The organism is Streptomyces sp. NPDC003697 (genome assembly GCF_053587115.1).
In genome coordinates this window covers 25,653-39,164 of sequence record NZ_JBSFNN010000018.1, presented here as the reverse complement: position 1 = coordinate 39,164, position 13,512 = coordinate 25,653, and the positions used below count along the sequence as shown (strand labels likewise).

Annotated in this window: 12 protein-coding genes; 4 read left to right on the top strand and 8 right to left on the bottom strand. The window is 73.7% G+C overall.

The window, feature by feature from the left end:
* From cbiQ to ACWDNY_RS10280, 3 genes are all read left to right on the top strand, one after another.
* Entirely contained in the window at positions 1–786 is a 786-nt protein-coding gene (cbiQ, locus tag ACWDNY_RS10290) for a cobalt ECF transporter T component CbiQ (protein ID WP_451645294.1), read from the top strand.
* A complete protein-coding gene (locus ACWDNY_RS10285; RefSeq protein WP_451645293.1) occupies positions 774–1,571 on the top strand; it encodes an energy-coupling factor ABC transporter ATP-binding protein in 798 nt (265 codons plus the stop codon). The genes cbiQ and ACWDNY_RS10285 overlap by 13 nt, the downstream gene beginning before the upstream one ends.
* Before the next feature lie 84 nt (positions 1,572–1,655).
* Positions 1,656–2,891, top strand: a complete 1,236-nt coding sequence (locus ACWDNY_RS10280; RefSeq protein WP_451645292.1) for a serine hydrolase domain-containing protein — start codon at positions 1,656–1,658, stop codon at positions 2,889–2,891.
* 51 nt (positions 2,892–2,942) lie between these two features.
* Here ACWDNY_RS10280 and ACWDNY_RS10275 read toward each other — a convergent pair whose 3' ends face one another.
* The 4 genes from ACWDNY_RS10275 to ACWDNY_RS10260 form a co-directional block, all read right to left on the bottom strand.
* Entirely contained in the window at positions 2,943–3,218 is a 276-nt protein-coding gene (locus ACWDNY_RS10275; RefSeq protein WP_451645291.1) for a DUF1876 domain-containing protein, read from the bottom strand.
* 141 nt (positions 3,219–3,359) lie between these two features.
* On the bottom strand, positions 3,360–4,205 hold the full coding sequence (locus tag ACWDNY_RS10270) for an EamA family transporter (protein ID WP_451645290.1): 846 nt from the start codon (positions 4,203–4,205) through the stop codon (positions 3,360–3,362).
* 210 nt (positions 4,206–4,415) lie between these two features.
* Complete coding sequence (locus ACWDNY_RS10265) at positions 4,416–6,620, bottom strand: MMPL family transporter (RefSeq protein WP_451645289.1); 2,205 nt, start codon at positions 6,618–6,620, stop codon at positions 4,416–4,418.
* A gap of 123 nt (positions 6,621–6,743) precedes the next feature.
* The gene (locus tag ACWDNY_RS10260) at positions 6,744–7,376 is read right to left on the bottom strand and encodes a TetR/AcrR family transcriptional regulator (protein ID WP_451645288.1); all 633 of its coding nucleotides are present in this window, start codon (positions 7,374–7,376) and stop codon (positions 6,744–6,746) included.
* Positions 7,377–7,554: 178 nt separating this feature from the next.
* On the opposite strand from ACWDNY_RS10260, the gene ACWDNY_RS10255 reads away from it, so the two are divergent.
* The gene (locus ACWDNY_RS10255; RefSeq protein WP_451645287.1) at positions 7,555–10,824 is read left to right on the top strand and encodes a S41 family peptidase; all 3,270 of its coding nucleotides are present in this window, start codon (positions 7,555–7,557) and stop codon (positions 10,822–10,824) included.
* A 72-nt stretch (positions 10,825–10,896) separates the two neighbouring features.
* On the opposite strand, the gene ACWDNY_RS10250 is transcribed toward ACWDNY_RS10255, so the two are convergent.
* The 4 genes from ACWDNY_RS10250 to ACWDNY_RS10235 form a co-directional block, all read right to left on the bottom strand.
* Positions 10,897–11,184, bottom strand: coding sequence for a hypothetical protein (locus ACWDNY_RS10250; protein WP_451645286.1), 288 nt, complete (start codon positions 11,182–11,184; stop codon positions 10,897–10,899).
* Positions 11,185–11,363: 179 nt separating this feature from the next.
* A complete protein-coding gene (locus tag ACWDNY_RS10245) occupies positions 11,364–11,591 on the bottom strand; it encodes a hypothetical protein (RefSeq protein WP_451645285.1) in 228 nt (75 codons plus the stop codon).
* A 76-nt stretch (positions 11,592–11,667) separates the two neighbouring features.
* Positions 11,668–12,552 carry an SDR family oxidoreductase gene (locus ACWDNY_RS10240; protein ID WP_451645284.1) on the bottom strand — a complete coding sequence of 295 codons (885 nt, stop codon included), beginning with the start codon at positions 12,550–12,552 and terminating at the stop codon, positions 11,668–11,670.
* Entirely contained in the window at positions 12,549–13,499 is a 951-nt protein-coding gene (locus ACWDNY_RS10235; RefSeq protein ID WP_451645350.1) for an alpha/beta fold hydrolase, read from the bottom strand. The genes ACWDNY_RS10240 and ACWDNY_RS10235 overlap by 4 nt, the downstream gene beginning before the upstream one ends.
* Between the last annotated feature and the right edge of the window lie 13 nt (positions 13,500–13,512).

Below are 13,512 nucleotides of genomic sequence, written 5' to 3'. Positions count from 1 at the left end.
ATGGGCGCGGGCACCTCCCACGCGGCCGGCGCCGGCGGGGCGCACCGGCTGTACCGGCACGCGCACTCCCCCGTGCACGCGCTGCCGCCGCACACCAAACTGGCCGCCGCCTTCGCCTTCGTGGTCGTCGTGGTGTCGACCCCGCGGGAGGCGATGTGGGCGTTCGCGCTCTACGCCGTGCTGCTCGGGACCGTCGCGTACGCCGCGCGCGTACCCGCCGGCTTCCTGCTCAAGCGGTTGCTGATCGAGGTCCCCTTCGTCGCGTTCGCGGTGCTCATGCCGTTCGTGGCCCAGGGCGAGCGCGTGGACGTCCTCGGGCTGTCCCTGAGCGTGTCCGGGCTGTGGGGTGCCTGGAACGTCCTCGCCAAGGGCACCCTCGGCGTCGCCGCCTCCGTCCTGCTCGCGGCCACCACGGAACTGCGCGCCCTGCTCCTCGGCCTGCAGCGCCTCAGACTGCCGCCGCTGCTCGTGCAGATCGCCTCCTTCATGATCCGCTACGGCGACGTCATCACCGACGAGATGCGCAGGATGCGGATCGCCCGCCAGTCGCGCGGCTTCGAGGCCCGCGGCATCCGGCACTGGGGGATCCTCGCCAAGTCCGCGGGCGCGCTGTTCATCCGCTCCTACGAGCGCGGCGAGCGGGTGCACCTGGCCATGGTCAGCCGCGGGTACGCCGGTTCGATGCCGGTGATCGACGAGGTGACCGCGTCCCGGGCGCAGTGGTCGTACGCCCTCGCCCTCCCCTTCGCCGCCCTCGTCGTCTGTCTGCTGGGATGGGTCCTGTGACTGCTCCGACCGCCGGACCGGATCCGGTGACCGCCGTACCGCCCTCGCTCGAGGTCTCGGGCCTCGCCTTCGCCTACCCCGACGGCCACCAGGCCCTGTTCGGCGTGGACTTCCGCGTCCCGCGCGGCGAGCGGGTCGCCCTGCTCGGCCCGAACGGCGCCGGCAAGACGACCCTCGTGCTGCACCTCAACGGCATCCTGACCGGCGGGGCGGGCACGGTGACGGTGGCGGGGCTGCCCGTCGGCAAGGAGCACATGGCCGAGATCCGGCGCAAGGTCGGCATCGTCTTCCAGGACCCGGACGACCAGCTGTTCATGCCGACCGTGCGGGAGGACGTGGCGTTCGGCCCCGCGGCGGCCGGGCTCAAGGGCCCGGAGCTGGAGCGGCGGGTGCGCACCGCGCTGGAGCGGGTGGGCATGGAGGACTTCGCCGACCGCCCGCCGCACCACCTCTCCTTCGGCCAGCGCCGCCGGGTGGCCGTGGCGACCGTCCTCGCCATGGAGCCGGAGATCCTGGTGCTGGACGAGCCGTCGTCCAACCTCGACCCGGCCTCCCGCCGGGAACTGGCCGAGATCCTGCGCACGTTGGACGTGACGGTCCTCATGGTCACGCACGACCTGCCGTACGCGCTGGAGTTGTGCCCGCGTTCGCTGGTGCTGAGCGATGGTGTGATCGTCGCGGACGGCCCGACCGGTGAACTGCTCGCCGACGACACCCTCATGCGCGCCCACCGGCTGGAGCTGCCGTTCGGCTTCGACCCGCGGTCGGTGACGGCGGGCGCGTGAGCCGTCCGTGCCCGGGCACAGGAATCGCGGACCGGGAGCGCGCGTTGCACCCCTGGTACAGGTCGGGCAGGAAGGACGGCGGACGTGGACGCGGACGCAGGCAGGGGCGCGGGCGTGGACGGCAGCGGCGGGGTCAGTGTGCACGGCACCGTCGCCGGGGGTTTCGAGCCGGTCAGGGAGGCGTTCGCCCGCAACTTCGCGGTGCTGGGCGAGCGGGGCGCGGCCGTGGCCGTGTACCGGGACGGGCACCGGGTCGTCGACCTGTGGGGCGGCGCCCGGGACATGGACGGGACGGCCGCGGGCGGTACGTCCACGCCGGCGCCGTGGGAACGCGGCACCGCGCAGATCGTGCGGTCCGCGACGAAGGGCGTGGCCGCCGCCGTCGTCCTGCTGCTGCACCAGCGCGGTGAGCTCGACCTGGACGCGCCGGTGGGCGCCTACTGGCCCGAGTACAAGACGGCGGGCAAGGAGCAGACCCTCGTGCGCGACCTCCTCGCGCACCGCGCGGGCGTGCCGGTGCTGGACCGGCCGCTGACGCCGGAGCAGGCCCTCGACCCGGTCCTCGGCGCGGAGGCGGTCGCGGCACAGGCACCGGCGTGGGAGCCGGGCACGGACCACGGCTACCACGCGCAGACGTTCAGCTGGCTGACGGACGGACTGGTCCGGCGGGTCACCGGCCGCACGATCGGCGAGTGGATCGAGCGCGAGATCGCCGGGCCGCTCGGGGCGGACCTGTGGGTCGGGCTGCCGGAGGGCGAGGCCCGGCGCGCGGGACGGGTGGGCCGGCTGGAGGCAGCCCCCACGGCCCCGGGCGGGCTGCGGACCCGGCCCAAGCGGTCCGTCGCGCAGGCGTACGCCGACCCGGAGTCGCTGACCCGGCGCGCGTTCGGCGCGATCAGCCCGCTGCCGGACGAGAACGACCCCGCCTACCGCGCGGCGGCCCTGCCCGCGTCCAACGGCATCGCCACCGCCGACGGCCTGGCCCGCTTCTACGCGTCCCTCATCGGTGACGTGGACGGCGGCAGGCGCCTGTTCACCCCACGGACCATGGAGCTGGCCCGCGCCGAGCAGGCGGCGGGCCCGGACCGGGTCCTGGTGGTCCACACCCGCTTCGGTCTGGGCTCCATGCTGCACGGCAGCGCGTCCCCGTTCCTCGGCGACGGCTCCTTCGGCCACCCGGGCCGGGGCGGCGCCCTCGGCTTCGCCGACCCGGAGTCGGGGATCGCCTTCGGCTACGTCACCAACGGCTTCCGCGCCGGCGTGACGGCGGACCCGAGGGCGCAGGCCCTGGTCCGGGCGGTACGGACCGCTCTCGCTTGATGAGCCGTCCGTCCGGGGCGGCGTCCCGCGCCGTCCCGGTGGGGACACCGCTCAGACGTGGATCGGGTGCGACGTGCGGCCCGAGGTCTGGTCGATCTCCGTGTGCGCCTTGGTCAGCAGCTCCATGGCGAGCTCGTTCAGGGCGCGCGCTCCCGCGATCTCCTCGCCGACCCGCGGCTGATTGCTGTCCGTGCTGTGACGGCTTGCGCGCCCGTGCGAGCGTATCTCCCTCCCGTCCGGCAGACGCAGGAGGGCCACCGCCCGCGTGTGCTGCTCGTCCTCCTCGAACTCCATCTCGACATGCCATCCCACAGCGGCGTGCATCATGACGATCACCTCCGGAACACCTGTTTCCAGGGTGCCCCTCCCGCGGCGTCGGCGCACCCACGCGGGACGGTGCGCCCGGCCGGTGCGGCCGCCTGCGCACGGGTCCCGGAAGCGCAGGGCGGGCCGGAAGCGCGCCCTGCGTCAACTCGTGTGCAGCATCAGCCCGATGCCGACGACGAGCAGCCCGGCGGCCACGATCCTCGGTGCCCCGAACCGCTCCTTGAAGAACACCGCTCCGATCGCCGCGCCCACGATGATCGACGACTCCCGCAGCGCCGCGACCGGCGCCAGGTCGGCCTTCGTCTGCGCCCACAGCACCAGCGCGTACGCCAGCACGGACAGCGCGGCCCCCAGCAGCCCCAGCGCGGCGAAGGGCCGCAGGACGGCGGCCGTCTCACCGCGTCGGCGCAGGACGGCGTACGCCGGGACCGCCGCCCCCTGGATCGCCATCAGCCAGGCGATGTAGCCGACGGACGTGCCCGAGGCGCGCACCCCGAGCCCGTCGACGACCGTGTACGCCGCGATGGCCAGCCCGGTGGCCACGGCCGCCCCGATCGCCGCCCACGGGGGCCGGCGCCCGCGCAGCCCCCACAGAGCCACGCCGCTCAGTCCGGCGCAGGACAGTGCGATGCCCGCGGCCGCCCAGCCGTCGGGCACCTCGTGCGCGAAGACGGCCGCGAGCGCGGTGACGACCAGCGGCGCGGTGCCGCGCGCGAGGGGGTAGGCCTGCCCGAAGTCGCCCAGCCGGAACGACGTCATCAGCAGCGCGTAGTACACGATGTGGATGGCCGCCGAGACGAGCAGGAACGGCCAGGCGGCGGCCGCCGGAACGGCCGCGAACGGCGCGATGGCCAGCCCGATCAGCAGCCCGCCGCCCGTGATCAGGGTGAAGCCGACGAGTTTGTCAGTGATCCGGTGGGCGATGGCGTTCCAGCCGGCGTGGGTGACCGCGGCCAGCAGCACGGCCGCGGCGACGACCGGCGTCACGAGAGGCGCTCGCGCACGTCCACCAGGGTGCCGCCGGCCACGGCGACGAGCGGCTTCGGCTCGATGAACGTCATGCCCGGCACCCTAAGGGCTGTCCCGGCGCGTCACGACACCCGCCCCACGTCCCCCGACGCGCGGGGAGGCCGGTGCGGGTGCGCCGACCTCACGGCACCCTCACCGGCCTCCCCGCGTCTGCTCAGCCGTGCCGGCTCAGGCCCGCACCAGCTCCTGGTCGCCGTCCCGGGCCGGCCCGGTGCGCAGGCCCTCGCCCTCCACGTCCACGTCGGGCAGGGCGCGGTCCAGCCACCGCGGCAGCCACCAGGCCCGCTTGCCCAGCAGCGCGAGCACGGCCGGGACGAGCGCCATCCGCACGACGAAGGCGTCGAAGAACACCGCGATCGCGAGGCCGAACCCGATCATCTTCACCATGGACTCGCTGGAGCCGATGAAGCCGGAGAAGACGGCGATCATGATGACGGCGGCCGCCGTGACGACCCGCGCGCCGTGGCGGAAACCGGTCACGACCGCCTGGGCCGGCTTCTCCCCGTGGACGTACGCCTCCCGCATCCGCGTCACGAGGAACACCTCGTAGTCCATGGCGAGTCCGAAGACGACGCCCACCATGAAGATCGGCATCATCGACATGACCGGGCCGGTCTGCTCGACGCCCAGGAGGCCGGACAGCCAGCCCCACTGGAAGACCGCGACCACCGCGCCGAGCGCCGCCATCACCGACAGCAGGAAGCCGAGCGCCGCCTTCAGCGGCACCAGCACCGACCGGAAGACCGCGATCAGCAGCAGGAACGCCAGGCCCACCACCAGCGCGAGGTAGGGGAAGAGCGCGTCGTTCAGCTTCTGCGAGACGTCGATGTTCATCGCCGTGGAGCCGGTGACCAGAACCTTCGCGCCCGTCTCGGCCGTGATGCCCCGGCCCGCGCCGCGGATGGAGTGCACCAGGTCCTCGGTCGTCGCCGACGACGGCTCGGAGCCGGGGACGACGGTGATCACCGCGGTGTCGCCGGCCTTGTTGTAGGTCGCGGGCGTCACCGTGACCACGTCCTTGAGGTCCTTGACGTGGTCGGCGACCGTCGTGACCGCGCCCTTCGGGTCGTCGCTCGTCTTCGCGTCGACGACCAGCATCAGCGGGCCGTTGGAGCCGGGCCCGAAGCCCTTGGAGAGCAGGTCGTAGGCCCGGCGCTGGGTGGTGGACACCGGCTGGGAGCCGTCGTCGGGCAGACCCAGCTCCAGCGAGGACGCGGGCAGGGCCGCGGCGCCCAGTGCGACGACGCCGAGCACCAGCACCGCGACCGGGCGGCGCACGACGAAACTGGCCCAGCGCGCGCCCATGTTCGGCCGGCCGGCCCTCCCCGGCGTCCGGTTCCCGCCGAGCAGGCGGCTCTTGTCACCGGCGGGCCTCACCCTGCGCCCCGCGTAGCCCAGCAGCGCCGGGATCATCGTCAGGGCGATCAGGACCGCGACGACGACGGTGCCGGCCGCCGCGAGACCCATCTTGGTCAGCATCGGGATGTTCACGACCGACAGGCCCACCAGGGCGATGACGACCGTGAGGCCGGCGAAGACCACCGCCGAGCCGGCGGTGCCGGCGGCGCGTCCGGCCGCCTCCTCGCGGTCGCGGCCGTCGGTCAGTTCGGCGCGGTAGCGGGAGACGAGGAACAGCGCGTAGTCGATGCCGACCGCGAGGCCGATCATCGTCGCGAGCGTGGACGTCGTGGAGCCGAGGTCCAGGGCGCCGGCCAGGGCCGTGATGGTGGAGACACCGATGCCCACGCCGACCAGCGCGGTCAGCAGCGGCAGCCCGGCCGCTACCAGCGAGCCGAAGGTGACGACGAGGACGACGGCGGCAACGGCGATGCCGACGACCTCGGTGGCTCCCGTCTCGGGCACCGCGCTGAGCGCGTCACCGCCGATCTCGACGGTCAGCCCCGCGTCGCGCGCGTCCTGCGCGGCCCGCCGCAGCGCGTCCTTGGCGGAGTCCTCCAGCTCCATGCCGGAGACCTCGTACTTCACCTGGGAGTACGCGATGGTGCCGTCCCGGCTCACGGCGCGCGCGGTGAACGGGTCGGCGGCGGAGACGACTTCGGAGCCGTCCGCCAGCTCCTCGACGGTCCTGCGGACGGTCGCCCTGTGCGCCGCGTCGGTGATCTTCTCGCCCTCCGGCGCCGCGAAGACGACCCGCGCGGTCGCCCCGTCGGCGTTCATACCGGGGAAGCGCTGGTCCAGCAGGTCGAAGGCGCGCTGCGCCTCGGTGCCGGGGATGGAGAAGGAGGACGCGCCCGCAGTGGGCGCGGAGGCGGCGCCCACGCCGGCGAGCGTGAGCAGTGCCACCCATATCAGGACGACGAAGTGCCGCCGCCGGAAGGCGAGTCGGCCGGTCTTGTACAGGAACGTGGCCACAGTGGGCGTACTCCCGGTCAGGTCGTTGGGGTTCTTCTGGGCAGGGGTGGTCAGCCCGGCGACGTGAGCGGTGACGACAGGGCCTGGGGACGTGTCAGGGGGGTGTGTCTCGGGTGGTGCGGGTCAGGTGGTGCGGACGCCGAGGGCGGGGAGGACGACGGCGTCGATGTACGAACGCAGGAACGCCTGGGTCGGCGGCTGGTCGTCGATGATCGCGCGGGTGGCGAACGCACCGATCATCATGTGCACCACGTACCGCAGTGCGGGGTTGTCGGCGCGGACCTCGCCGCGGTCGACGGCCCGCTGCAGCACGCGCCGGAACTCCGCGGTCTCCGGCTCGATCAGCTGCTCCCGGAAGGCTTTGAGCAGGTCCGGGTTGGTGTGGGTCGCCATGGCCAGACCGCGCATCAGCGCGCTGTTCTGCTCCATGCCGCAGTCGTCCTCGCGGGTCACGAGGGCGTGCAGGTCGCCCCGCAGCGACCCCGTGTCGACGTCGGCGATGCTGCCCGGCTTGCTGTGCCGGATCGCGGTCGCCACCAGCTCGGCCTTGCCGCCCCACTGGCGGTAGAGCGTGGCCTTGCTGGACCGGGTGCGCGCGGCTACGGCGTCCATGGTCAGGGCGTCGTAGCCGACTTCGCGGAGCAGGTCGAGCACGGTCGCGTACAGCTCGGCCTCACGCTCGGGCGTGATGCGGCTGCGGCGTGCCGGTGCGGGCGCCGGCTCGGCCGATGCCGCGGCCCCGGATGCCTCCGCCATGTCCTCGCCTCCCCGCTGCCCGTCCGGCGCCGGAGGGGCCCCGCACGGGACTGTCTTGTCACACCACGAATCTAGCGCACCCACTTAACGAAACGAAACGGTTTCGTACGTGTGCTGGGTCACGTCCGTCGGTTTCCCATAAGTTGCTCCGTCCTGGCAGGGGGAAAAGCATGGGTGGGTGAGCTATCTGCGTCTGCCGCACCTCAACGGCGATCTGCTGTGCTTCGTGGTCGAGGACGACCTCTGGCTGGCGCGGCTCGACGGGTCGGAGGACCGCGCCTGGCGGCTCACCGTGGACCGCACCAAGGCCGGCCACCCCCGCTTCTCCCCCGACGGCCGCCACATCGCGTACACGAGCTGGCGGAGCCTGGCGCCCGAGATCCACCTCGTCGCGGTGGACGGCGGACCGGCCCGGCAGCTGACCTACTGGGGCAGCGCCGACACCCGGGTGTGCGGCTGGAGCCCGCCCGGCGAGCACGGCGACGCCAACATCCTCGCCGTGACCTCCCACGGCGAGCCCTTCTCCCACGTCACCCGGTCCTACAAGATCTGCCCGAACGGTGCCCCCGGCCGCGAACTGCCCTGGGGCCCGGTCTCCGACATCCAGGTGGCCGACTTCGACGGCGAGCGCAGGACCCTGCTGCTGACCGGCACCCCGCCGCACGAACCGGCGAGCTGGAAGCGGTACCGCGGCGGCGCCACGGGCCGGCTGTGGCTGCACGGGCAGCGGCTGCTGGCCGGCCTCGGCGGCCATCTGCACTCGCCGATGTTCGTGGGCGGCCGCATCGCCTTCCTCTCCGACCACGAGGGCGTCGGCAACCTGTACTCCTGCGCCCACGACGGCTCCGACCTGCGCCGCCACACCGACCACGACGCCTTCTACGCCCGGCACGCCGCCAGCGACGGCACCCGTGTCGTCTACCAGTGCGCGGGCGACCTGTGGATCGTCGACGACCTGTCCCCGGACTCCGTCCCACGCCGGCTGAACGTGCGACCGAGCGGACCGCTCGCGGGCCGCCGCCCCTACCAGGTACCGGCCGCCCAGCACGTCGACGGCATCTCCGTCGACGAGACCGGCCGGGCCAGCGCGGTCGTCGTCCGCGGCTCCCTGTACTGGCTGACCCACCGCGACGGCCCCGCGCGCACCCTCGTCGAGACCCCGGGCGTGCGCGTCCGGCTGCCGGAGATGCTCGGTGCGAGCGGGCGGGTCGCCTACGTGACGGACGCCGACGGCGAGGACGCCGTCGAGGTCACCTACCTGCCGCGCGCCACCGGCGACGGCGAACGGCGCCGGCTGGCCTCCGGCGCCCTCGGCCGCGTCCTGGAGACGGCTTCGGACCCCGCGGGTGAACGGCTCGCGCTCGCCGCCCACGACGGACGGCTGCTCCTGCTGGACGTGACGCGGGAGCAGGGCGGTCCCGGCGGGGAGGTCACCGAACTGGTCCGCTCCGTCAACGGCCCGGTGCGCGACCTCGCGTTCTCACCGGACGGCGCGTGGCTGACCTGGTCGCACCCCGGCATCGGCCGCTCCCTGCGGCAGATCAGGATGGCCCGCATCAAGGACCGCCTCGTCGTCGACGTCACCAACGGCCGCTTCGAGGACGAGAACCCGGTCTTCACCCGGGACGGCCGGTACCTGGTCTTCCTCTCCTGGCGCGGCTTCGACCCCGTGTACGACGTGCACACCGGTGACCTGTCCTTCCCCCTCGGCTGCCGCCCGTACCTGGTCCCGCTGTCGTCGGCGACCCCCTCCCCGTTCGCCCTGAACCCCGAGGGACGGCCGGCCGCGGGCGGCCTGGACCCCGCCGACGGCGAGACCGACGAGAGCGGCGCGGTGACCGTCGAGGTCGAGGGCCTGGCGAACCGGGTGACCCCCTTCCCGGTCAGCGCCTCCAAGTACTCGGCGCTGCACCCGGTGGCGGGCGGCGGCCTGGTCTGGCTGCGCTGGCCGATCTCCGGCGCGCTGGGCGAGACGTTCGCCAACCCCGACGACCCCACCGAGCGCCCCACCCTGGAGCACTTCAACCTCGCCAAGGCGAAGAAGACCGAACTGGTCGGCCACCTCGACTGGTTCGCCGTCAGCGGCGACGGCACCCGGCTGGTCGTCGTCGACGAGGCCGAACTGCGCGCGATGCCCGCCACCGAGGACGGCGACGCCGCCACCATCACCTGGATCGACCTGCGCCGCATCCTGCACGTGGTCGACCCGGCCGCCGAGTGGCGCCAGTCCTACGAGGAGGCCGGGCGGCTGACCCGGGCCTACTTCTGGGACCCGGGGATGTGCGGCATCGACTGGGACGCGGTGCTGGCCCAGTACCGTCCCCTGGTCGAACGGGTCGCCTCCCCCGACGAGTTCGCGGACCTGCTGCGCGAGGTCCTCGGCGAACTGGGCACCTCCCACGCGTACGTCGCCGCCGCGCGCCGCAACGAGGGGCCGCCGCACTACCAGCGCCCCCAGGGCCTGCTGGGCGTCAACTTCGCCCGCCGGGAGAACGGCTGGATCGTCCGGCGCATCCTGCCCGGCGACTCCTCCGACTCCAGGGCCCGTTCACCGCTCGCGGGCACCGGCATCCGCGAGGGGGCGGTCCTCACCCACGTGGACGGCCGTCCGGTGGACCCGGTGACGGGTCCGTACCCGCTGCTCGCCGGCTCGGGCGGTACGACGGTGGAGCTGACGTTCTCCCCCGCCGGGGGCGCCGGCCCCCCGCGCCGGGTCGCCGTCGTCCCCCTGACCGACGAGCGGCCGCTGCGCTACCAGGACTGGGTGGCCAAACGCCGGGAGGTCGTCCGGGAACTCAGCGGCGGCCGCTGCGGCTACCTGCACATCCCCGACATGGGCGGCTCGGGCTGGGCGCAGTTCAACCGGGACCTGCGCATGGAGGTGTCGCGTCCCGCGCTCATCGTCGACGTGCGCGGCAACGCCGGCGGCCACATCAGCGAACTGGTGGTCGAGAAGCTGTCCCGCACCATCATCGGCTGGGACCTGACCCGCAACGCCCAGCCGGTGTCGTACCCCTCCAACGCCCCCCGGGGCCCGTTGGTGGCCCTTGCCGACGAGGCGACCGCCTCCGACGGCGACATGATCACGGCGGCCTTCAAGCTGCTGAAGCTCGGGCCTGTCGTCGGGCAGCGCACCTGGGGCGGCGTGGTCGGCATGACCGGCCGGCACCGCCTCGGCGACGGCACGGTGATCACGGTGCCGATGAACGCGGCCTGGTTCGAAGCCTACGGATGGTCCGTGGAGAACCACGGCGTCGACCCCGACCTGGAGTCCCTGCGCACCCCGCTGGACTGGGCGGAGGGCCGCCATGCGCAGCTCGACGACGCGGTGGGACTGGCCCTGGAACTCCTGGAGACCAACCCCCCGGCCACCCCACCCGACTACCGGGACGTGCCCGACCGGTCCCGCCCGGTCCTGCCCCCGCGCCCGGCGCCGGGGCGGCCGTGACGGGCCCGCCGGGTCGTCCGTAGTGCCCACGGGGCTCCTCCGAAGAACCGCGCCGGACGGACGGCTTCGCCCTTACGGGACCAGGTCACCACCTTGGGCGGGCAACTCCTCCACGTAGCGCTTCGCCATGGCGAGCGAGACATACGGGTGTCCGTCGCGGACCGCCTTGACGGCCGCCACGTCTCCCCGTTCCCTGCGGACTCCCTGAACGCGTTCCGCGTCGACCTGGTTCCGGAATCCCTCGAAGGAGCCGTACCGGTCCCGGAACGCCTTCTGTCGCTTCTTCGAGGCGCGGTCACCGGCGACGCCGGCAGTGATGACGACGCCCACCGCGATGGCACCCGCGATTCCCTCGATCACGGCCCTCCCCCAATGATCGTCCGATCGTGCTGTGCGGCCCGCGCTTCACCCGTCCGTGGACCGCGACATGCCGCGGGCTGATCGCGGCGCACCGCCGTAGGGCCGGCGGGCGCACGGAGAACGCGGGGTACCCAGGGGGTACCCCGCGTTCCAGGGATCGAACCGAGCGCGGCTGCGACTCAGGCGTCGAAGTCCGCGTCGAACCGGTCCTGCGTCTCGTCCCGCGAGCCGTCCGTGCCCTGGCGGTCACGGTCGCGCTGCTGGGACGTACGCTCACGCGGCTGACCCGCGTGCTGCCCGGCCTTCTCGCGGGCCTGGCCGGCCTTCTCGCGCGTCTGGCCGGCCTTCTCCCGGCCCTGCTGCTGCCGCTGCTCGGCCTGGTCCTGGTACTTGTCCTTCATGCCCATGTGGGTTCACTCCCAAGGTGGGTGAGGGGATCGGGCACGACCAGATTCACACGGGCGGTGACTCGGCGCATGTCGATCAGTTACGCAGCGTAGTGCGCTCCTGCTCGTCGGCCTCCCCGCCGGCTCCGACGAGCCCCGTGCGCATGCCCGTCAGCCGGTTCGCGAACCGCCGCATCTCGCGCTGCCCCACCGTCCCGATGAGGCCCGGGAGATACCCCCGCACACCCTGCATCCCGCGCAGCCACCACTGCCCGTACACATGGCTCGACCGCCGCTCGATCCCGGCCACGATCCGGTCCACCGCCGGGCCCAGCGGGTAGGTCTTGTTGGACGGCCACGGCAGCCGCTGCCGCAACTCCCGCATCACGTCGTCCTGGTCGGCCCCGCGCACCATGTCGGTGTCGGTCCACGACAGGTAGGCGACCCCCACCCGCACGCCCTGGTGGCCGACTTCGGCACGCAGGCTGTGCGCGTACGCCTCCACGCCCGACTTGGACGCGCAGTACGCCGTCATCATCGGCGCCGGGGTGATCGCGGCGAGGGAGGCGATCTGCAGCAGGTAGCCCCGGCTCCTGGTCAGCGCCGGCAGGAACGCCCGGCCGGTCACCGCCGACCCGATCAGGTTGACCTCGATCACTCGCCGCCAGGACCCTGGGTCGGACGCGGCGAACGGACCACCCGTCGCCACACCGGCGTTGGCGACCACGATGTCGACCTTCCCGAACCGCTCCTCGACCTCCGCCGCGACCCGGCTCATCGCCTCGTGGTCGGTGACGTCGGCGTGCCAGTGGTCGGCCTCGCCGTGCAGCCGCCGCTGGACGTCCTTGAGCGCCTCCGGCTCCAGCCCGACCAGCGCGATCCTCGCGCCGCGCGCGGACAGTTTGCGGGCGAGCAGTTCGCCGACTCCCCGCGCGGCCCCCGTGACGACCGCGACCCGCCCTTCCAGCCCCGTCCTGTTCATGCGCCCTCCTCGATCCGTACGCCGTCCGTGCTCTTCGGTGCCGTGGCCACGTACGCGGCGGCCAGTTCGCGGATCTTCCCGGTGACCGTCCCGGGCGCCTCCACCGGCGTCATGTGGCCGACCCCGGGCAGCTCGGTGAGGCCGAGGCAGTCCGGGAGCGCGGCGGCCAGCGCCCGCGCGTGCACGGGCGGGGTCAGCCGGTCGGCCGTGCCCACGATCACCGCCGTGGGCACCCGCAGTTCCGGTACGCCGTGGTCGAGGTCGAGCAGGTGCAGCACCCGCGACCAGGCGTGCCGCACCCGGCGCGGGCAGGCGTGCACGATCCGCGCGCAGGCCTCGACCATGTGGGACGCGGAACCGGGGCCCATCGTGCCGTACTTGAGGATCCGCAGGGCGAGCGGCGTGACCGGTCCGAGCGGGGCCGGCGAGCCGAGGATGTGCCCGGTCAGCCAGGTCCGCAGCCGCCCGGCCCGGATCGGCACGACGGTCGACTCGGCGACCAGGCGCGAAGTGCCCGTGCTGCACAGCAGTACGGCCGCCGCGTGTTCCCGGAAGGCGGGCCGCGCGGCCGCGGCCAGCACGGTCATGCCGCCCATGGAGTGACCGGCGATCACGGCCTTCTCGCCGGGGGCGAGCGTGGCCTTCAGCACCGCCTCCAGGTCGTCGGCGAGCGCTTCGGTGCTGCACGCGGGGCTCGCGGGGCTGCGTCCGTGGCCGCGCTGGTCGTAGGCGATGACGCGGTGGTCGGCGGCCAGTTCCCGGATCTGCGCCGCCCAGAAGGCGGTCGAGCAGGTCCAGCCGTGCGCGAGGACGACGGCCGGGGCGGCGGAATCGTCGACGGGGCCGTGCACCTCGACGTGCAGCCGGGCGCCGTCGGCGGAGACGGCGGTCAGTTCACGGGCGGCGGCGGGGGGCGCGTACGGCCCGGAGGTCACGTGGGCCGCCACGAGGCGGGCGGCG

What these genes read in the sequence shown, in the direction of transcription:
- ACWDNY_RS10260 (WP_451645288.1), bottom strand. Translation starts at nt 7,376, where the DNA reads ATGGCGGAGGCATCCGGGGCCGCGGCATCGGCCGAGCCGGCGCCCGCA.
- ACWDNY_RS10245 (WP_451645285.1), bottom strand. Translation starts at nt 11,591, where the DNA reads ATGGGCATGAAGGACAAGTACCAGGACCAGGCCGAGCAGCGGCAGCAG.
- ACWDNY_RS10240 (WP_451645284.1), bottom strand. Translation starts at nt 12,552, where the DNA reads ATGAACAGGACGGGGCTGGAAGGGCGGGTCGCGGTCGTCACGGGGGCC.
- cbiQ (WP_451645294.1), top strand. Translation starts at nt 1, where the DNA reads ATGGGCGCGGGCACCTCCCACGCGGCCGGCGCCGGCGGGGCGCACCGG.
- ACWDNY_RS10285 (WP_451645293.1), top strand. Translation starts at nt 774, where the DNA reads ATGGGTCCTGTGACTGCTCCGACCGCCGGACCGGATCCGGTGACCGCC.
- ACWDNY_RS10275 (WP_451645291.1), bottom strand. Translation starts at nt 3,218, where the DNA reads ATGATGCACGCCGCTGTGGGATGGCATGTCGAGATGGAGTTCGAGGAG.